Raw genomic sequence first — 19,100 nt, 5'->3', positions numbered from 1 at the left:
TACATTCATTCTATGTCAATTAAGGTTATTAGCTCATTTTCTAAGTATCCTAGTTCTTTAGACGGTATTGAGATCGCAGCTCTTCTAATTTGAGAAATAATCCCATAAACTTCTTCCTTCGGGAAACTATTTGTTATTTGATAAACATTCTTTACCAACTCAATAGACTTCTTCCAAACTTCCAATTCTTTATGGTCCATTTTCCCCCCCACTCACTACTCACTGTTCACTGTTCACTATTCACTGTTCACTATTTCCTCAATCTCCTTTTTAAGCATCTAAGTTGGCATGGTTCTTCAAGTTGTAGAGGGTCTAGAGGTTGTAGAGGGTTTAGAGGTTGTAGAAGTTGTAGATGTTGTAGAGGTTATAGAGGGGGTAGGGGTTAGGGATTTTATTAGTTGGTTGAGGAGGTAGCTTATTTCAGTGAGTTTGTCTTCAAGTTCACTGTACTTTTCTTTGCTTATATAGCCTAAATCTCTCGCAAGTAAAAGGAAGTATCTTAATTCCTCCAGGGAGCCTCTGGAAATGTATAAATACCTGGAGAATTCTTTTTTACTTTTCTTAGAATGCCCTTCAATATTGGCAGGCACAGAATAGGCTGCTCTTTTAATTTGGTCAACTATGGAATATGCCTCTATCCTTGGAAAATCCTTTATCAACTTGTAAATATCTAATACCATATCATGACCCTTTTGCCAAACCACCAAATCTTTCCAACTATTACCCATTTACAACCACCTTTACAACGTCTACAACCTTTACAACCTCTACAACATCTACAACCTCTCCAACTTTATTCCCCTCTCCCCTTTTTTCTTTGCTCCTCTTACCTCTATTTGTTTTATTTTAATTTCTCACCACTTTCCTGTAAAACTCGTATAAGCAAATCTTTACGGATACGGAAACCGGCCTTTTCCTGGAGATCTTTTAGCACCATTTGTAACGATTGCAATTTACCTTCCCTTTGTGCTTTAAGCAGGATACCTAAAACACCAACAACCTTCAACCCCAATAATTTGGCCATGCGCCGTCCTTCTAGCTCATCCAATAATATCCAATCGGCCTTTAGTTGTATGGCTAATGCAATAGCTTCTGCTTCACCTCCATCCAGATCATGCTCAAGGACTCTCACCAATGCCAGGTCTTTCACTTCCTTAGTTTTAATCCATCCTTCTTTTATCGCTTCCCTTATGGCCCAACATCCTGGGAGATCCTCTTCAACACGCAATTCCTTCACAACTTTTAAAGGAATCCATATCTCGCCAAATTGATCGCGCAGAAATGAAAGTCTACCAATGATCGATAAGTTCAACAGAGGCGATGTGTTACTCACCACAGGCATAAGCCAGATCGTCCTCTAATTCTTCTTGGCTATAATGTCGAATAATACTGCGCTTCCCTAATAGCTGACTAAATTCATACTTCTCCATTTTGGCCAGTTCCCTTGCTTTGCCAAAAGACAATAGTCCCTGTGCATACAGGGCAGTCGCCAATTCTACAAGTAGCTCTTGTGCGATTCGCTCTTCTGGCAAGCGGATCGCTTGAACAACAGTATCAGGAATTTCTAATCGCACACCCATTACTCTCCCCTCCAACTTTTCTAATACCTTGTTTGAAAAGGGAAAACCTTTGTTATTTCATAAACCATTTTTACTAGTAGAGGGTCTGTTGTAGAGGTTGTAGAAGTTGTAGATGTTGTAGAAGTTCTAGAGGTTGTAGAGGGTTTAGGGGTTAGGGATTTTATTAGTTGGTTGAGGAGGTAGCTTATTTCAGTGAGTTTGTCTTCAAGTTCATTGTACTTTTCTTTGCTTATATAGCCTAAATCTCTCCGCAAGTAAAAGGAATATGCCTCTGTTCTTGGAAAATCCTTTATCAACTTGTAAATATCTAATACCATATCATGACTCTTTTGCCAAACCACCAAATCTTTCCAACTATTACCCATTTACAACCACCTCTACAACCCCTACAACCTTTACAACCTTTACAACCTCTCCAACCTTTCTCCCCAACCGGAATTTGTCAATAAAGATGTCGCCAAAAGCCATGCCATGATTCGTGATTCGGTTTCCGGGATCCGTGATTCGTGACCCGGTTTCCGATCTACGAATTCCGAGTTCCGGCTCCCGCTTCCCGGTTCACTGTTCACGGCTCACTGTTCACGGTTCCCGCTTCACTGTTCACTGTTCCCGATTCCCGGTTCACTGTTCACCATTTCCTCCCTCCACTCCCTTATCTCTATCCCCAACTCCCTACTTATCCTCCCATTACTCATCACAGACCACTATAGTGGGCAGTAAAACTATCACTCGTCTGTCTTCTTTTTCTTTCCTTTAGGATTCCATAAATGGAGCCCATCTATACTTAAAAAATCTTTTTCGTTATATGTGTAGAGCAAGCTGATCCCATTACTTCTTAAAGTAGCCGCTAAATATAGGTCAAAAACCTTGGCCCCCTTTACAGCATGTTTCTTCATTTGATCCAGAAAAAGATCAACTGCCTTCACGGTAGGTCTTAGCACCAGCATAACTTCTGCAAAGCTCTTCACATAATTCTCTGTTTCTTCCGTGGTTATTCCTCTTCGGGTTAGCACCGCTGTCAACTCTATTAAATTCTGCTGAGTAAGCACAGCAGATTGCTCTTCCACCAACATTGTTAAATTGTCCCTTGCCTCTTCATGAAATGGATTATCCTTGTTTAAAAAATAAAATAAAACATTGGTATCAATACCGACCTTCATAAATCTCCTCTCTAGTGATAGAATCCTTGCCTAGTGAGAGTCTCGGCAGTTTTCGTATTTTTTCACCTGCTCTTTTTTTAATTTTCTCTCCCAAATATCCCTCTAATGCTTCATCTAGCAGTTGTGTTAATGGCTTGTTTTCTTCTTTGCTGACTCTTCGAAGGGTTTCCCATATCTCCTCTTTTACCCTTATTGATTTTACTATTGTGCTCATAAGACCCTCCAGAAAATTTACATGTAAGCTTACTTACATAATTTTAAGCTCTTAGCCAAAAGAATCAAGGTCTGAGACCGCAGATAAGAAAATCCTTTTTTAAAGAAAGATATGGAAATGCCGTAAAATAGTTTAGTATTAATGAGGTAATTTATTAAATTCCTTCTCAAGTTCTTTACATCTTTGAAGCCTACTCCACCACTATACTATTAACTTACCCCCAATAACTTCTCCATACCCTTTTCATACAGACGATTATTGCCCTTTACTTCCCTTGTCAATGGATCAAAAAATAGGATCTCTTTTTCGGCCCACCTATCCACTATTTTTATCTCTTTATCTTTATCTTCATCTGTTAATAAATAACGACCCTCAGCTAAAATACACCTGCATATATCCTTAAATATCTTCTTATCCTCTTTTGTAAAATCTCCCCTTTGAATAAAATCTATTATCTCACTAAATGCAAGGTCCTTGCGATATTGCAAAAACTCCTCTAATGTAGAAAACCTGTCCTTATCTTTGATCACCTTTTGAATTAACGGCATACAGCCACCAAGATAATCCCAGATTAACTTTACCTCATCTTCTCCAAATCCCTCTTCTCTTAACCATTCACTGGTAATCTGCTTATCTAAATGATCTATTTTATAAAATTCACTGGTAACTTTTAGCTTTGCATCATTATATATCCTGTCTATAAAAACAGTATTAGAGCTTAAAATCACAACATGCGATAGATGAAGCTCTTTGGTTAATGCTACGCAAAAATTTAAAAACTCCTTTAATAACTCCCTTTCTGAATTTATGTATATGTCCTCTAAGGTCTGGATCTCATCTATTATTAATATAGGTCTTTTATTAGACGCCATCTCTTGAATATGCTCTGTTAAGACATTAAACAGATCTTTTTCCCTTTGTTTTACCTCTTTTAATATCTCTGAATTAATAGAAAATACCCCTATTGACATCCTCGCATTTATCTTCTTTTTTTGACCTTTTACCTCTTTTTTGGGCTGTAAAAATGCCTCTAAAAATGTCTTATAACTACTTATCAAATATCTCCTTAAGTTTATATACTTAACCCAATAATTCCCTCTGGGCTTTAAACTCCAGAAATCTTCAAACAACTCATTTTCTACTATATATTCAATAATGGTGGTCTTTCCACTGGACTTTGGACCATAGATCCAGAGTATCTCTTTAGGTAAATTATCAAACCAGTTCTTTATAAATCTTATTTCTTCATCCCTATCTATGAGTCTTTCTCCCCTAAACATTTTCATTTTTTATTCCTTATTGTAGTTCCGATTTCCGTGACCCGGTTTCCGTGACCCGGGATCCGAGTTCCGGGATCCGGTTCCCGATTTCCGGGATCCGAGTTCCGGGATCCGAATTCCAGTTACCGAGTTCCGGTTCCCGATTCACGGTTCACGGTTCCCGGTTCACGGTTCCCAGTTCACCCTTCACGGTGCTACTTTAAATACTTCTAACTTTAGGTAACATTTATACTACTCTACCAATATACCACTATACCACTCCACCAACACACTACCCAATTCCCAATAACTTCTCCATTCCCTTCTCATATAAGCGATTATTTCCTCTTACTTCTCTTGTTAATGGATCAAAAAATAGTATCTCTTTTTCGGCCCACCTATCCACTATTTTTATCTCTTTATCTTTATCTTCGTCTGTTAATAAATAACAACCTTTAGCTAAAATACGCCTGCATATATCCTTAAACATTTCCTTTTCCTCTTTTGTAAAATCCCCTCTTTGAATAAAATCTATTATCTCACTAAATGCCAGGTCTTTGCGGTATTCCAAATACTCCCTTAAGGTAGAAAACCTATCCTTGTCTTTTATCATCTTTTGAATTAATGGAATACATCCTCCAAGATAATCCCAGATTACATCTATTTCAGCACCTGTAAATCCCTCTTCTCTTAACCACTCTTCTGTAGTCTGCTTATCTAAGTGATCTATTTTATAAAATTCACTGGTAACTTTTAATTTGGCATCATTATATATCCTGTCTATAAAAACAGTGTTAGAGCTTAAAATAACAACATGTGCTAGATGAAGCTCCTTGGTTAAGGCTACACAAAAATTTAAAAACTCCTTTAATAACTCCCTTTCTGAATTTATGTATATGTCCTCTACGGTCTGGACCTCATCTATTATTAAGATTGGCATTTTGTGTTTAGATATTTTACTTAATTCTTCAACTAGTACATCAAACAAATCAAATTTTTTCTCTTTTATCTTTTTTAGCTTTTCTGATCTTACAGAAAAAATCCCTACACTTACTTTTGCCGAAAGTCTTTCCTCTTTTTTAAGCTCCTCGTACTCTTCCTTTGGCTTTATAAATGATTCTAAAAAAGTATCATAACTAGTTACTAGCTTCCTTCTCAAATTTATATATCTTACCCAATATCTATCCTTTGGTTTCATATCTTCAAAATCTTCAAATAATTCATTTTCCACTATATACTCTATAAGAGTTGTCTTACCACTTGACTTGGGTCCATAAATCCATAAAATCTCTTTTGGTATATTATCAAACCAACTCTTTACAAATTCTATTTCCTTATCTCTATCTATGAGTCTTTCTCCCCTAAATATTCTCATTTTTTAATCCTTATTTTAGTGGTTTATTGGTATAGTAGTGTAGTGGTATAGTTGTATAGTGGTGTAGTTGTTTATACTGTAATACTAATCTCATCTCTTCTAATTCCTAGCTATTTTAAATACTTCTAACTTTAGGTAACGTTTAAACGTTTTAACGTTAATTTCGTGATTCGTGATCCGATTTTCATGACCCGTAGTCCGTGACCCGGTTTCCGGGATCCGAATTCCAGTTACCGAGTTCCGGATCCCGCTTCACGATTCCCGCTTCACGGTTCACGGTGCTACTTTAAATACTTCTAACTTTAGGTAACATTTATACTACTCCACCACTATACTACTCTACCAATACACCACTATACTATTCCCAATAACTCATCCATTCCCTTCTCATATAAGCGATTATTACCCTTTACTTCCCTTGTCAATGGATCAAAAAATAGTATCTCTTTTTCTGCCCACCTATCTATCACCTTTATCTCATCCCTATTTTCTTTCTTATCTAAATAATATACCCCCTCCTTCAAAATCCTCTCCGCTATCTTCTCAAATATCTCTATCTCTTGTTCTCTAAAATCTCCCCTTTGGATAAAGTCTATTATCTCACTAAATGCGAGTCTCTTCTGATATTCTAAGTATTCTTTTAAATTTTGAAATTCTCTTTTTTCCCTTATCATCCTTTGAATTAAGGGAATGCAACCACCTAGATATTCCCATATCAATTCTATATCTTTATCTTTAAAACCATCTTCCATTAACCAACTTACAGTGGTATCCTTATCTAAATGATCAACCTTGTAAAACCTACTTGTTACTTTTAACTTCGCATCATTGTAGATTCTATCTATAAATACAGTGTTAGAACTTAAGATAACCACATGTGCTAGATGAAGCTCCTTGGTTAATGCTACGCAAAAATTTAAAAACTCCTTTAATAATTCCCTCTCTGAATTTATGTATATGTCCTGTAGGGTCTGGATCTCATCTATTATTAAGATTGGTCTTTTATTAGATGCCATCTCTTGAATATGCTCTGTTAAGACATTAAACAGATCTTTTTCCCTTTGTTTTACCTCTTTTAATATCTCTGAATTAATAGAAAATACCCCTATTGACATCCTCGCATTTATCTTCTCTTTTTGACCTTTTATCTCTTTTTTGGGCTGTAAAAATGCCTCTAAAAATGTCTTATAACTACTTATCAAATATCTCCTTAAGTTTATATACTTAACCCAATAATTCCCTCTGGGCTTTAAACTCCAGAAATCTTCAAACAACTCATTTTCTACTATATATTCAATAATGGTGGTCTTTCCACTGGACTTTGGACCATAGATCCAGAGTATCTCATCTGGAATATCTTCAAACCACTCTTTTATAAATCTTATCTCTTTTTCTCTATCTATTAATCTTTTGCCTCTAAACATCTTCATTTTTAAATCCTTATTGTAGTTCCGATGTCCGGGATCCGATTTCCGTGACCCGGTTTCCGGGATCCGAATTCCAGTTACCGAGTTCCGGTTCCCGATTCACGATTCCCGCTTCACGGTTCACGGTGCTACTTTAAATACTTCTAACTTTAGGTAACATTTATACTACTCCACCACTATACTACTATACCAATACACTACTACTCCAATTCTCCACTATTCCATTTTTTCTGCTTATGAGATATAATTACAGTCTAAACAAACTGTTAAATGATCTAATAATTCAAATAATGAGCCCCGTGCCTGCCCGCAAAACTGAATATTCTCTTGAAAATGATATCTACCATGCCCTTCTATTATATTTGCTGTTACAGATCTTGATGCCATTATCATTTGATCAACTAACCTAAATTTTTCGTCTAGAGGCAACTTTCTGCACAACTCCATAATTTCATTTCTCAAATCTCTTGCTAACTGCCATACCTCCAACTTCCTGAAATCAAACCTCATCTCCCTCCCACTCATCCACTACTCTACTGTTCCACTATTCCTTTTTGAACAAAATGGTATTATCCTTGATAAAATTGTTTATATTTATAATAGTTATAGTTGTCAAAAACTCTTTTATCTTTTTTTATTCTTCTAAAATAATTAAGTTTGGATAACAAAGAAGTTCTATTTCGGTTATAAAAGAAACATTATTCGCATGTCCCCTTTTTTTCATTTTTACTCATAATGAACTCACTTAACTTTGCTCCAAAGACCTGTCCCAGAAAAAATGCACCAACTGTCCATGGAAATGTATAAAATTGAAAACCCAATCCTGAATATATTCTGAGTAAAATTATCATGGGGATTGGGAGGTGAATATACAGAAACCATTTTAGTGAATACTTCTTACTTTTACCCCTTAAATATCCAAAAGGTAGGTTAATGACAAAGACTAAAAATGCCAGTTCATATAAACTCATTTTAGACCATCCGTAGCTTTTAATTAGATTTCTACTATCATCTTTTCAAAAAAAGAATAACGCCCTCTATCAAATTTAAAAGTTTTACGCCCATATTCCTTAATCTTGCACTAGGGGAAGCCTTAATTTTGCATTAGGGAGAGCAAAGTACTTGCAAGTCACCTCTAACTTAGTGTAATTATTAATATATAAGCAAAAAAACAAAACACACCAAGGAGGTGTCTTGTAATGGAGAATATAGATTTAAAACTAGGTAAGTGCAATGAAAATATTACTACTTTTGGGGGTTACTACACTCCCAGTTACCCGCAGAAGACATAGCTAAGTTTTATGATAAGAGGGGCATATATGAATATTATATAAAATAAGCCAAATATGGATTTACACAAATAATGTTACTCCCCTCCTCCACCAAGAGCAGAATATAGGGCTATTTTGTTAGCGTATTTGGTCATGATTAAGCTTGTGAGTTCTTGTTTTGCTTGAAGGAGGTTTCTATTTGCATCCAGCACTGAAAAATAGCTGTCTATTCCCTGTTTATACCTTTTTAAAGACAGATTATATGTCTTCTCAAGGGATTCAACAAGTCCTTTTTGGGCTGATACCAGCTCATCTATTGTTGCCTTTTCAACTAATCTGTCTAATACTTCTTTAAATGCATTTTGGATTGTCTTTTCATACTCAGTTAGCACAATCTCTCTTTGTACCTTACTCAGTTTATAGGCTGCCCAAACCCTTGCATCAAACACAGGAAGTGTGCCGCCTATGCCCAAATTCCATGTGCGAGAAGAGCCTTTAAATAGATTTGATAGGTCATCAGTGGCAGTGCCAAGACCTGTTGTAAGTGAAATAGAAGGGAAAAATGCAGCCCTTGCAGCACCAATTCTCGCATATGATGCCTTTAGATTGTGTTCTGCAGCCATGACATCTGGTCTGTTTAAAAGAACTAGAGAAGATAACCCTGGCCTTATTTCCTCAAAGGGATTTTTATTAGATAGACCATGTGGGAGCAAATTGTCAGAAACAGGTGTGCCTACGATATAATTCAAGGTATTTTTGTCAAGATTCACCAACTGTTTTAGATTAACAACCATCACCCTTATTGTATCAACTTCTGTCCTTGCCCTGTTTAGGTCTATCTCTGTTGCAACTCCAACATCATACTGGCTTTTTACAAGCTCAAAACTTTTTTTGGCAGTATCAAGCAGCTGCTCCGCAATCTTTAGATTTTCCATATCTGCTGCAAGTTTTAGGTATGTCCTGGATATCTCTAAAATCAAAGAAATCTGCGCTGCCCGTCTGTTCTCTTTTGCTGCAAAAAATTCTTCTAGTGCCTCTTTTTTTTGAGAACGAACTTTTCCAAAAAAGTCTATCTCCCACTGTGCAAGCCCAAGATCTACACTATATTGCTTTTGAATATACGCCTTTCTTGTGGGGGAGAGATCATCTGGCACCCTCTGTTTTTCCATGCCAGATGATGCATATATTGATGGATATAGCTCAGCTGACTTGATTCCATATAATGCCCTTGCCTGCTCTACATTTAAGATTGCAAGTTTTAGGTCCCTATTGTTTTTTAAGGCAATCTTTACAATCTCTTTTAGCTTTTCATCCTTTATAAAGTCCTGCCACCTTATCTTCGGAATATCTGTCTCATTTTTATATGATATATTTTTGTATATTCCATTTTCAGGAAAAGAATCCTGAACTGGCATATTAGGTCTTTTATATTCTGGTATAAATGAACAACTACTAATAAGTAACATTAAGATTACAACAATAGCTCTTTTATACATTTTGAGCCTCTCCTTCTTGAAGTGTTATATCTACTTCCTTTTTCTTTTTTCCAAGGAGATTATAAATAATCACATAGAAAAGGGGGATAAAGATAACTGCAATAAAGGTAGAAGAAATTGTTCCGCCTAAAACTACAGTCCCTATTGCATTTTCAGCACCAGCTCCAGGTCCATGGGAGATAGCAAGGGGGAGAACCCCAAATCCAAAGGCAAAGGATGTCATGAGTATTGGCCTGAGCCTTAGTTTTGCAGCCTCAAGGACTGCTTTTATAAGCTCATACCCAGCATCTATCCTCTCACGGGCAAATTGCACAATCAAGATTGCATTTTTTGTTGTTAAACCAAGCACAGTTACAAGCCCCACTTGAAAATATACATCATTATTAAATCCCCTCATATTTGTGGCTATAATTCCACCAATTACCCCAAGTGGCATGGAGAGCAAGATTGCAATTGGGATTGGCCAGCTCTCATAAAGTGCTGCAAGGACCAAAAATATAACAAAGATTGCAAATCCATATACAAGTGGACCCTGGCTTGTTGCCATCTTTTCCTGGTATGAAAGCCCTGTCCAGGCGTATCCAATATCTTTTGGTAACTTAGTTGCCAGCTCTTCCATAACCTTCATTGCATCACCAGTACTAAAGCCTGGAGCAGGCTCTCCCCATATATTCATTGAAGGAAATCCATTATATCTTTCCAGTTGCTGTGGGCCATATATCCATTTTCCCTTTGCCACTGCTGAAAATGGTACCATCTTTCCATCTAAGTTCCTTATGTATATTTTTTTGAGGTCCTTTGGCATCATCCTATATGGGGCATCAAACTGCACATACACCTTTTTTACCCTTCCATTTTTTACAAAATCATTTACATATGCAGATCCAATTGCTGCAGCAATATTGTTGTGAATAGATGAGATGGGCAATTTTAATGCACCTGCTTTTTCCCAGTCTATATCTATTTTATATTGTACCACTGGATTCATCCCATTGGGCCTAACCCTAATTAGCCTTGGATCCTTAAATGCCATATATAGTAGTTGGTTTCTGGCCTGAAGTAATTTTTGGTACCCAACCCCTCCATAATCCAATAGCTCAAAGTCAAATCCTGCTGCATTGCCAAGCTCAATAATAGGAGGAGGCATGAATGCAAATACCATTGCATCGTTGTATGTAGAGAACTGCCTCATTAGCCTGGAAACAACTGCCTTAGCTGAAAGGGATCCCTGTTTTCTAAGGGACCAATCCCTTAAATGAATAAATCCAAGGGCCATGTTTTGGGCCTGTCCTCCATAGGAATAACCAATAACAGATGCAAAAGATTTAATAGCCTTTTGTTCATGTTTTTGAATATATTGTTCAACCCTTCTCATCACTTTTTTTGTCTGTTCCATGGTAGATCCTGAGGGCAAAATCGCCTGAATCAATATAATTCCCTGGTCTTCTTCTGGAAGATAGCCTGTCTTCATGTGAATAAATAGATATCCAGTTACACCAACAATTATTATATAAATAATAAAAAACCTTAATTTTCTGCCAACGGTATATCCTACCACTCTGATATAGAGACTACGCCCCCATTTAAGCGTCTTATCAAACACCTTTAAAAATGGTCTAAAAATAAAAAAAGACCTCTCATAGGATGGTGTTCCCTTGGGATATGGTCTTAAAAATGTAGCACACAAAACAGGAGTTAAGACAAGGGCTACAACTACAGAAAGGAGCATTGCTGCTGCAATGGTCACTGAAAACTGTCTATAAATAATCCCAGTTGAACCAGGGAAAAAAGCCATTGGCAAGAACACAGCAGATAAGACAAGCCCAATACCAACCAGGGCACCAGTTATCTCATCCATGGATTTTGCAGCTGCCTCTTTTGGAGATATACCTTCTTCCTCCATGATCCTGTCCACATTTTCCACCACAACAATAGCATCATCTACTAAAAGTCCTATTGCAAGTACCATTGCAAACATGGTGAGCATATTTATTGAAAAACCAAGGACCCAGATAATTCCAAATGTGCCAAGTACTACCACAGGAACGGCAATGGTGGGAATTATTGTTGCCCTGAAGCTGCCCAAAAACACAAACATCACAATAAATACAAGGATAATGGCCTCATATAGGGTCTTTGTAACCTCATGAATTGCGGCCTTTGTAAAGGGTGTTGTATCATATGGATAGACCACCTTAACACCCTCAGGGAAATATCTGCTCATCTTACTTAGCTTGCTCTTTATCCTGTTTGCTACTTTTAGGGAATTTGACCCGGCCATCTTTCTAACAGCCAGGAAGGCAGCAGGACTTCCATTGTATGTTCCCTGTATATCATAGAACTCTGTTCCAAGTTCAACCCTTGCAATATCCCTTAAATATATCCTTGATCCATCTTTATTTATCCTTATGGGAATTTTAGAAAATTCCTCTGGGGTCTTTAAGTAATGCTGTATAATAATAGATGCATTTAGTTTTTGTCCTTTAACTGCTGGCGCTCCGCCTAATTGTCCAGCAGAGACCTCCACATTATAATTTTTCAGGGCATAGACTACATCTTCTACGGTCAAATTGTATTTTATCAATTTATCTGGATTTAGCCATATCCTCATGGCATATTCTGTCCCAAAGACCTGAACCTCACCAACTCCTGGGATCCTGGCCAGGATCTTTTCAATATTTGACTTTGCATAGTCCCTTAAATCATTGCCATTATATTTACCATCTGTTGATACAATACCAGCTACAAGCAAATAATTCCTTGTTGATTTACTTACCCTGACCCCCTGTCTCTGAACCACCTCTGGCAGACTGGCAAGGGCAAGCTGGACCTTATTTTGCACCTTAGACCATGCTATATCTGGGTCTGTGCCAGGGGCAAAGGTGAGCTCTATTCTTGAGACACCAGCTGAGCTACTTCGTGCATTCATATACCATAGACCATCCAGCCCGGTTAGTTGTTGCTCTATTATCTGGGTAACTGTATTTTCCACTGTGTCTGCAGATGCTCCAGGATATAATGCCTCAACTGCTATTACAGGAGGGGCAAGCTCAGGATGCTGGGATATTGGCAAAAATTTAAGCCCGAGCAATCCAAAACTCATTATTGCAATTGCTATTACCCAGGCAAATACTGGCCTTTTTAGAAAAAAACGAGATAGCATTTATATCCTCCTAAGACTTTGCCTGTCCCTTGGCTATAGGTGTATTCAGCATGGGTTTTACCGGGACCTGGGGCCTTATATACTGAAGCCCTTTGACTATTAACCTGTCATTTTCCTTAAGGCCTGATATTACAAGCCACTTATTTTCAATTGTCCTGCCAATTAAAATTGGCCTAACCATTGCCCTATTTTGATTGTCCACCACAAACACATATGGATTTCCTTTTGTATCAAACCTGACTGCCTCCTGGGGAACCAGTATTGCCCCTGGCATTATCCCCTCAACAATCCTCACCCTCACAAACATCTGGGGAAGCAGGACCCTATTTTTGTTTGGAAATCTTATCCTGAGTATAACAGAACCAGTGGTCTCATCCACTGTAACTTCGCTAAACTCTAAAATGCCCTTTTTAGGATAAATTGTTTTGTCCTCAAAGATTAGCTGGACATCTCTATCCATATCAGGGGTATATTTTACTAAATTGGATTTTCTCTCTTTCTTTAGTCCATATAACTCTTCAGTAGAGATAGGTACATCTACATAAACTGGATCAAAGTGTTGAATTAGCGCCATAGGAGATGGCTGATATGCCCTTACAACTGCACCTTCTGTAATGTAAGATCGACCAATTATCCCGCTTATCGGTGCCTTAATATAACAATAATCAAGATTTATTTTGGCTGACTTTATCTGTGCCCTGTATAGATCAATATTTGCCTTTAATTGATCCAGTGCTGCCTTTGTATCATCATAGGTCTGTTCACTTATGGATTTATTTTTTACTAACATGGAGAATCTTTTAACCTGTTTTTCCAGTGCAGGAAGTTTTGCCTGTGCTGCCTTTAAGGCTGCCTTTGCACTCTCTAGCCTGGCTTCATATGGTCTTGGATCAATAATATAGAGGAGATCTCCTTTCTTTACATATGAGCCTTCTTTAAATACCCTTTTTAACAATATTCCACTTACCTGTGGTATGATTTTGGCTGTTTTATAAGATGCAACCCTTCCTGGTAGTTCTTTTGTGAGTATAACTGGTTGTTTTTTTATGAGTATATATGATACAACTGGAAGTCTCATCTTCTGTTTTACAGGATTTTTCGTTTCTTTCTTACACCCAAATAATATGGTTGTTGCAATAAAAAGTATTAATAAATACTTGTTTTTCATAAAAAACCTCCCCTTTTATGATTCAAAATCAAAAATTCAATATCTAGGGCTTTGTGATGGAATTTAAAATAATCGTTACAAAACCTGAAAGTATTTTTTCAATTTCCTCTCTTGATAAGGTTCTTCTCAAAAAGATTTCATTTGTAAAGAAAAAGTCAAATATCATTCCCCTAAATGCCACAGCAATGGTATTTAAATCACAATTTATACCATTACAATGGTATTTTGAAAAAATCTTTACCAACAAATCATCTATCTCATTTATCAATTTCCTGTGAATATTAATGATCTTATCTGAATATTGATTTAATTCAGAAGAAATGATTACTATAAATTTCTTTTTAGATAGTAAGGTAAAATAAAATTTTTTGGATAGTGCAAATAATAAATATTCCAGATTTGCTTCTTCTACCTCATCTATTGCCTTTAAGAGGTCTGGTATTATGGACCTCTCCTTTAAAACTTCCTCAAACAAACCTTCTTTGGTCCCAAAATTTCTAAATAAAGTCACTTCTGATACCTTGGCAGCCTTTGCTATCTCCTTTGTGGATGTAGCATGATAACCCTTTTCAGAAAAAAGATTATATGCCGCTTCAATTATCCTCTCTTTTGCACTCAACTTATCCATAATTTATCTCCCATAATAAAAGCAAGCACTTACTTACATTTTTAAAATAAGTCAAGAAAAAATTGTGATACTACAATTTAGCCCCAGCTTATCATTGGCTTTCCGCAAAAATTCATTGGTATTGTTGGAAACAAAGGGGTATTTTATTTTATCTGCCTATTTCTTTAGCTCCGCTTATTGATTGGGTTATGGAGCAGGTGATTGAATAGTGAAAGGGAGAAGGGTGAATGAATATTTTACCTCTTTATTGGGATAATTTAGCACATATTCATTTGTCTCAAAATCATAATCCTTTATTGTTAAATAGCCTGTCTGAAATAGCAATGCTAGTGGATCTAAATTATCAAGCTCATAACTTGAAAATATACTCTCTGTAACAAGCAAATTTTCTGCTTTAGGCAAATAAAAATTTGTACTCTTTATTAAATTTACCAAAAATGTTGGTGTCCCACTCTCAAACCAGTAGTTTTTGAACTTTTTATTATCAAACAAACATAGTAAAGAATATGGATTTATCACCTTTAAATTCTTCTCTGAGAATCTATATCCATTATAATAATCCATTATCCTTGAAATTAATTTATCCTTATCTACTGATAATCCTTCTGACATTTCTTCTATGTAATAATTAAAATATTTTTTCAACTCTTCTTCTGTTATTCCAAGTAAATCTGCATATTTTGAATTCATTGTTAAATCAGATAAATTATTTAACTCTGAAAATACACCTGCTTTTGAAAATTTGCTAACACCAGTTAACAATACAAACCTTAATCTCTCTATTACATTCTTACCTTTAATTGTCCCAAAAAACTCTTTTAATATCTCTCTATTTCTCTTTCCTATCTCTAATGCTTCTTCCCCTTTTCCAAGATGATTTATTATTGGCTTATCATATTCATCTATTAACAATACTACCTGTGAGTTATATTTCTCTGATAATTTCTCTACTAATTCTTGAAATTTTGACTTTAAAAATTGTGCTGTTAATTCTATCTCTTCTTTTTGCCCAATGTTACATAATTTCTCTATTATTGATCTTTCCAATTTGTCAGGTGTTTCAATATTTATTTCATTAAAATCAAGTACAATTACAGGATATTCTCTCCATTCATAATCTGAATTATATATCCATAAGTCCTTAAATAAATCCTTTTTACCTTTAAAAATACATTCAAGAGTTGAAACAAGAAGAGATTTACCAAATCTTCTGGGACGAGATAGAAAATAGAATTTTGATGTAGTAATTAACTCATATAATAAGTTTGTCTTATCAACATAAATCCTATTTTCTTTGATAATATTTTGAAAAGATGATTCACCAACTGGAAGTTTTTTAAGTTTCATAGCTTTAATTTACAAAAATAATTTTATTTTTTCAATTCATTTCTTTAATCTTTAATTCTGCAATAGAGTTTTACCCCCCCTGTATTCCCCTTTAGAAGGGGTAGTTCCAGACATATAAACTGACAACTTTAGAGTTCGAGTTAGGAAAGATTTTGTGTATTTTGTTTTTCTTTTAACCTAATTACACTAACTTAGAGATGAGTTGCAAGTATTTTCCAAACTTCTCCGTTTTTGTCTCCATTTTTATTCTAAAATTGGCTCAAACAACAAAAAAACAGGGAGTTACGTTTTTTGTAACCCCCTGTTTTTTTCAATCTTATCCCATGGAGCCGAGGGGAATTGAACCCCTGACCTCTTGAATGCCATTCAAGCGCTCTCCCAACTGAGCTACGGCCCCGCGAATTGGTTTATTTTTTACTTATTTTTGTCCTGGTGTCAATATTTTTTTACAAAGCCAACTATTGCAGGGATAATGGGGGACTTGGCAAAATCCAGGTATAAACAATTTGAATTATTTTTTGAAAAAGTATATAACTTCCATAAATCGAAACTCTGGTATTTTAAAAGTAATTAATAAAATATGTTAGAATTATTGAGAATAAAAAACCTGGCAATTATTGAAGATGCAGAATTGGAATTTTCAAATGGTCTCAATGTAATTACAGGGGAAAGTGGTGCTGGAAAATCCATTATCTTAAAATCCCTGGACTTTTTGCTTGGAGAAAATTTACCGTGGAAAATGGTAAGGTCTGGAAGAGATAGGGCATATGTAGAGGCCATTTTTAGAAATGGGGAAGATGAGATAATAATAAGGAGGGAGATCTTAGAGGAATCGGGAAGGAGCAGGATTTACATAAATGACAAACTCAGCTCAAGAAATAAGGTACTTGAGATCAGGGATAAACTCATAATATATACCAGTCAGCACGAACAACACAAATTGCTAAGGCATGAATACCATACAAGGCTGTTAGATGAATATCTGCCCTTAGGTTTATTACAGAAAAAGGAACACTTGGTAAAAATAATTTCCAGGATCCAGGAAGAACTCTCTGAAATTAAAAGGGAAATATCAGAGATAGAAGCAAAAAAGGAATTCTTAATATACCAGCTAGAGGAAATAAATAGAATATCTCCCACACCTGGAGAGGATAAAATTCTATTAAAAAGGAGAGAAGAGTTAAAAAACAGTGCAAAGTTAGGGGAAAAAATAGAACAAGCAATACAGACAATTGACTCAGAGAATTCATCTCTGTTAGATCAATTGATCACCTTAGCTTCCCTTATAGGGGACATATCAATTTTAGACAAACAATTTCAAGAATACTCAGATCCCCTTGAACAGTCCATAGATGCTATAAGGGACTTAGAAGCAAAGCTCAAATCATATCCTATCCACCTGGATAAGATGGCAGAGTTGGAACAAATTGAGGCAAGATTATTTGAAATAGAACAATTAAAAAGAAAGTTAAACAGGTCCTTAGACGATATACTTAAGTTAAAACAAACACTTGAAGAACAGGTTTCTAAAAGGGATGAGTTGGTAATTGAGATAAAAAAATTGGAAAAAATTAGAAAAAGCTATTTATCCCAACTATCAGATGTGGTATATCGTGTGAACAATGAAAGGATTAATGAGGCAAAAAAACTTGAAAAAAGGTTAAAAAAAGAGCTCACTGAGCTGGGATTTTATAAGGACATTGAAATTAAATTTGAATTTTATCCTTTAAAACTCTTTGGATGTGTAGAAGAAAAAAGGGCAAGACTGCTCTGGAGTCCAAATCCAGGGCACAGTATACAACCCATTGAGCAAACTGTTTCTGGAGGGGAATTGTCGAGACTCTTTTTGGCAATTATCACCACTGTGGGAGATGAGCTACCAACCCTTATTTTTGATGAAATTGATACTGGTATTGGAGGTTTAACACTAAATAAGGTGGCAATTAAACTGCGGGAATTATCTGAAAAACACCAGGTGATAGTGGTAACACATTGGCCACAAATTGCATGTATGGCCAACAGACATTTTAGGATCCAAAAGGAAATCAAAGGGTCAGAGACAATTAGTAGGTGTAGCTCATTAAAGGAGAGTGAAATCTTTGAAGAAATTTCTAGAATGGCAGGAGGAGGCAGACAAGGTGACGCCCTGGCCTCCCAACTTTTAAAGGAAAAGAGATGAAAAAAATGCATAAAAACCCATCAAACCGAGATCAAATAACTTGTCTTGACTTAAAGGTATTAGAAGTAGCCCCAGTAGGAGGGGAAGAATTTTTTATATTAAGGCTTTCTTCCCCTAAATGGAATTACAAAACAGGACAATTTGTCATGTTAAGGCCCCACTCATGGGGATATGATCCATACTTGCCCCGGCCCTTTTCAATATCTGATATGGATGATGAAAAATTGGAGATATTTTTTCAGGTTGTGGGCAAAGGGACCAAAAAACTCAGTCAGCTAAGGCCAGGTGACAAGGTAAAGGTATGGGGTCCGTTGGGCAATGGATTTAAAATAGATAAGTCCCTGCCAATACTCATTCTTGCGGGAGGTATGGGGATTGCTCCTTTCCTTGGACTTATAAAAAAACATCCAAAACCCGAAAACATTGAAATTATATTTGGCCACAGGAAAGATATATCCTGCTATCCTCTAAAAAATATCTCAAAAAAAATACTAATCTGGACAATAAGGGACAAGAACCAAAGGGACCTTATGCGACTAAAAAAAGCCATTCAGATAAAGATAGAAGGGTATTCATCTGAGGGACAGATCTTTGCCTGTGGTCCTCTTCCGTTTCTGAATATGGTGCATACTGTTTGTTCCACAAAAAAGACACAGCTACAGATTTCCTTAGAAAGACCCATGGCCTGTGGGATTGGTGTGTGTCTTGGGTGTTCAATACCAGGTCCTGGTGACAAAAACTTTCAGGTATGTACCCATGGTCCTGTATTTTATTGCGAAGAACTTACAAATTTCTGTGAACACAGCACATGTTAGCTAAAAAAGCGGGGTAAT

General features: G+C 36.2%; 19 protein-coding genes and 1 tRNA gene. 2 read left to right on the top strand and 18 right to left on the bottom strand.

The window, feature by feature from the left end; all coding sequences use genetic code 11:
• Positions 1 to 5: 5 nt before the first annotated feature.
• From ACYQ0O_RS04790 to ACYQ0O_RS04705, 18 genes are all read right to left on the bottom strand, one after another.
• Complete coding sequence (locus ACYQ0O_RS04790) at positions 6 to 200, bottom strand: four helix bundle protein (protein ID WP_075070228.1); 195 nt, start codon at positions 198 to 200, stop codon at positions 6 to 8.
• Between the two features lie 96 nt (positions 201 to 296).
• Entirely contained in the window at positions 297 to 728 is a 432-nt protein-coding gene (locus ACYQ0O_RS04785) for a four helix bundle protein (RefSeq protein WP_459891138.1), read from the bottom strand.
• Positions 729 to 841: 113 nt separating this feature from the next.
• Complete coding sequence (locus tag ACYQ0O_RS04780) at positions 842 to 1,342, bottom strand: PIN domain-containing protein (protein WP_075070225.1); 501 nt, start codon at positions 1,340 to 1,342, stop codon at positions 842 to 844.
• Complete coding sequence (locus ACYQ0O_RS04775) at positions 1,326 to 1,580, bottom strand: UPF0175 family protein (RefSeq protein ID WP_075070224.1); 255 nt, start codon at positions 1,578 to 1,580, stop codon at positions 1,326 to 1,328. The genes ACYQ0O_RS04780 and ACYQ0O_RS04775 overlap by 17 nt, the downstream gene beginning before the upstream one ends.
• A 20-nt stretch (positions 1,581 to 1,600) precedes the next feature.
• Complete coding sequence (locus ACYQ0O_RS04770; RefSeq protein WP_075070223.1) at positions 1,601 to 1,945, bottom strand: four helix bundle protein; 345 nt, start codon at positions 1,943 to 1,945, stop codon at positions 1,601 to 1,603.
• Positions 1,946 to 2,305: 360 nt separating this feature from the next.
• Entirely contained in the window at positions 2,306 to 2,740 is a 435-nt protein-coding gene (locus ACYQ0O_RS04765) for a type II toxin-antitoxin system VapC family toxin (RefSeq protein WP_459891135.1), read from the bottom strand.
• Positions 2,724 to 2,954 (bottom strand): hypothetical protein, encoded by a 231-nt coding sequence (locus ACYQ0O_RS04760; protein ID WP_459891133.1) that lies wholly within the window; start codon positions 2,952 to 2,954, stop codon positions 2,724 to 2,726. The genes ACYQ0O_RS04765 and ACYQ0O_RS04760 overlap by 17 nt, the downstream gene beginning before the upstream one ends.
• Before the next feature lie 209 nt (positions 2,955 to 3,163).
• Positions 3,164 to 4,240, bottom strand: coding sequence for an ATP-binding protein (locus tag ACYQ0O_RS04755; RefSeq protein WP_459891131.1), 1,077 nt, complete (start codon positions 4,238 to 4,240; stop codon positions 3,164 to 3,166).
• Between the two features lie 265 nt (positions 4,241 to 4,505).
• Positions 4,506 to 5,588 carry an ATP-binding protein gene (locus ACYQ0O_RS04750; protein ID WP_459891129.1) on the bottom strand — a complete coding sequence of 361 codons (1,083 nt, stop codon included), beginning with the start codon at positions 5,586 to 5,588 and terminating at the stop codon, positions 4,506 to 4,508.
• Between the two features lie 353 nt (positions 5,589 to 5,941).
• On the bottom strand, positions 5,942 to 7,018 hold the full coding sequence (locus tag ACYQ0O_RS04745) for an ATP-binding protein (protein WP_459891127.1): 1,077 nt from the start codon (positions 7,016 to 7,018) through the stop codon (positions 5,942 to 5,944).
• Positions 7,019 to 7,249: 231 nt separating this feature from the next.
• On the bottom strand, positions 7,250 to 7,540 hold the full coding sequence (locus ACYQ0O_RS04740; RefSeq protein ID WP_075068584.1) for a four helix bundle protein: 291 nt from the start codon (positions 7,538 to 7,540) through the stop codon (positions 7,250 to 7,252).
• A gap of 173 nt (positions 7,541 to 7,713) precedes the next feature.
• Positions 7,714 to 7,986 carry a hypothetical protein gene (locus tag ACYQ0O_RS04735; protein ID WP_459891125.1) on the bottom strand — a complete coding sequence of 91 codons (273 nt, stop codon included), beginning with the start codon at positions 7,984 to 7,986 and terminating at the stop codon, positions 7,714 to 7,716.
• A gap of 395 nt (positions 7,987 to 8,381) precedes the next feature.
• On the bottom strand, positions 8,382 to 9,782 hold the full coding sequence (locus tag ACYQ0O_RS04730) for an efflux transporter outer membrane subunit (RefSeq protein WP_459891123.1): 1,401 nt from the start codon (positions 9,780 to 9,782) through the stop codon (positions 8,382 to 8,384).
• Positions 9,775 to 12,945, bottom strand: coding sequence for an efflux RND transporter permease subunit (locus ACYQ0O_RS04725; protein WP_459891121.1), 3,171 nt, complete (start codon positions 12,943 to 12,945; stop codon positions 9,775 to 9,777). Before ACYQ0O_RS04725 ends, ACYQ0O_RS04730 begins: the two co-directional genes overlap by 8 nt.
• Before the next feature lie 10 nt (positions 12,946 to 12,955).
• Positions 12,956 to 14,113, bottom strand: a complete 1,158-nt coding sequence (locus ACYQ0O_RS04720) for an efflux RND transporter periplasmic adaptor subunit (protein WP_459891119.1) — start codon at positions 14,111 to 14,113, stop codon at positions 12,956 to 12,958.
• A 43-nt stretch (positions 14,114 to 14,156) separates the two neighbouring features.
• Positions 14,157 to 14,741 (bottom strand): TetR/AcrR family transcriptional regulator, encoded by a 585-nt coding sequence (locus ACYQ0O_RS04715; protein WP_459891117.1) that lies wholly within the window; start codon positions 14,739 to 14,741, stop codon positions 14,157 to 14,159.
• A 186-nt stretch (positions 14,742 to 14,927) separates the two neighbouring features.
• On the bottom strand, positions 14,928 to 16,088 hold the full coding sequence (locus ACYQ0O_RS04710) for an ATP-binding protein (RefSeq protein ID WP_459891115.1): 1,161 nt from the start codon (positions 16,086 to 16,088) through the stop codon (positions 14,928 to 14,930).
• 324 nt (positions 16,089 to 16,412) lie between these two features.
• Positions 16,413 to 16,485, bottom strand: a tRNA-Ala gene (locus tag ACYQ0O_RS04705).
• A 183-nt stretch (positions 16,486 to 16,668) separates the two neighbouring features.
• Between ACYQ0O_RS04705 and ACYQ0O_RS04700 the strand changes: the two genes are divergently transcribed.
• Both ACYQ0O_RS04700 and ACYQ0O_RS04695 read left to right on the top strand, forming a co-directional pair.
• A complete protein-coding gene (locus tag ACYQ0O_RS04700) occupies positions 16,669 to 18,267 on the top strand; it encodes a DNA repair protein RecN (RefSeq protein WP_459891113.1) in 1,599 nt (532 codons plus the stop codon).
• Positions 18,264 to 19,082 carry an iron-sulfur cluster-binding protein gene (locus tag ACYQ0O_RS04695; RefSeq protein WP_459891111.1) on the top strand — a complete coding sequence of 273 codons (819 nt, stop codon included), beginning with the start codon at positions 18,264 to 18,266 and terminating at the stop codon, positions 19,080 to 19,082. The genes ACYQ0O_RS04700 and ACYQ0O_RS04695 overlap by 4 nt, the downstream gene beginning before the upstream one ends.
• Positions 19,083 to 19,100: the final 18 nt, after the last annotated feature.

Source organism: Desulfothermus okinawensis JCM 13304, assembly GCF_054654515.1.
The sequence above is the reverse complement of the archived record's forward strand: the minus strand, read 5'-3'. Positions and strand labels throughout refer to the sequence as shown.

Coding starts and splice junctions, on each gene's coding strand:
- ACYQ0O_RS04760 (WP_459891133.1), bottom strand. CDS start 2,954: ATGAGCACAATAGTAAAATCAATAAGGGTAAAAGAGGAGATATGGGAA.
- ACYQ0O_RS04765 (WP_459891135.1), bottom strand. CDS start 2,740: ATGAAGGTCGGTATTGATACCAATGTTTTATTTTATTTTTTAAACAAG.
- ACYQ0O_RS04775 (WP_075070224.1), bottom strand. CDS start 1,580: ATGGGTGTGCGATTAGAAATTCCTGATACTGTTGTTCAAGCGATCCGC.
- ACYQ0O_RS04770 (WP_075070223.1), bottom strand. CDS start 1,945: ATGGGTAATAGTTGGAAAGATTTGGTGGTTTGGCAAAAGAGTCATGAT.
- ACYQ0O_RS04725 (WP_459891121.1), bottom strand. CDS start 12,945: ATGCTATCTCGTTTTTTTCTAAAAAGGCCAGTATTTGCCTGGGTAATA.
- ACYQ0O_RS04780 (WP_075070225.1), bottom strand. CDS start 1,342: ATGCCTGTGGTGAGTAACACATCGCCTCTGTTGAACTTATCGATCATT.
- ACYQ0O_RS04695 (WP_459891111.1), top strand. CDS start 18,264: ATGAAAAAAATGCATAAAAACCCATCAAACCGAGATCAAATAACTTGT.
- ACYQ0O_RS04700 (WP_459891113.1), top strand. CDS start 16,669: ATGTTAGAATTATTGAGAATAAAAAACCTGGCAATTATTGAAGATGCA.
- ACYQ0O_RS04735 (WP_459891125.1), bottom strand. CDS start 7,986: ATGAGTTTATATGAACTGGCATTTTTAGTCTTTGTCATTAACCTACCT.
- ACYQ0O_RS04715 (WP_459891117.1), bottom strand. CDS start 14,741: ATGGATAAGTTGAGTGCAAAAGAGAGGATAATTGAAGCGGCATATAAT.
- ACYQ0O_RS04785 (WP_459891138.1), bottom strand. CDS start 728: ATGGGTAATAGTTGGAAAGATTTGGTGGTTTGGCAAAAGGGTCATGAT.
- ACYQ0O_RS04750 (WP_459891129.1), bottom strand. CDS start 5,588: ATGAGAATATTTAGGGGAGAAAGACTCATAGATAGAGATAAGGAAATA.
- ACYQ0O_RS04720 (WP_459891119.1), bottom strand. CDS start 14,113: ATGAAAAACAAGTATTTATTAATACTTTTTATTGCAACAACCATATTA.
- ACYQ0O_RS04745 (WP_459891127.1), bottom strand. CDS start 7,018: ATGAAGATGTTTAGAGGCAAAAGATTAATAGATAGAGAAAAAGAGATA.
- ACYQ0O_RS04710 (WP_459891115.1), bottom strand. CDS start 16,088: ATGAAACTTAAAAAACTTCCAGTTGGTGAATCATCTTTTCAAAATATT.
- ACYQ0O_RS04755 (WP_459891131.1), bottom strand. CDS start 4,240: ATGAAAATGTTTAGGGGAGAAAGACTCATAGATAGGGATGAAGAAATA.
- ACYQ0O_RS04790 (WP_075070228.1), bottom strand. CDS start 200: ATGGACCATAAAGAATTGGAAGTTTGGAAGAAGTCTATTGAGTTGGTA.
- ACYQ0O_RS04740 (WP_075068584.1), bottom strand. CDS start 7,540: ATGAGTGGGAGGGAGATGAGGTTTGATTTCAGGAAGTTGGAGGTATGG.
- ACYQ0O_RS04730 (WP_459891123.1), bottom strand. CDS start 9,782: ATGTATAAAAGAGCTATTGTTGTAATCTTAATGTTACTTATTAGTAGT.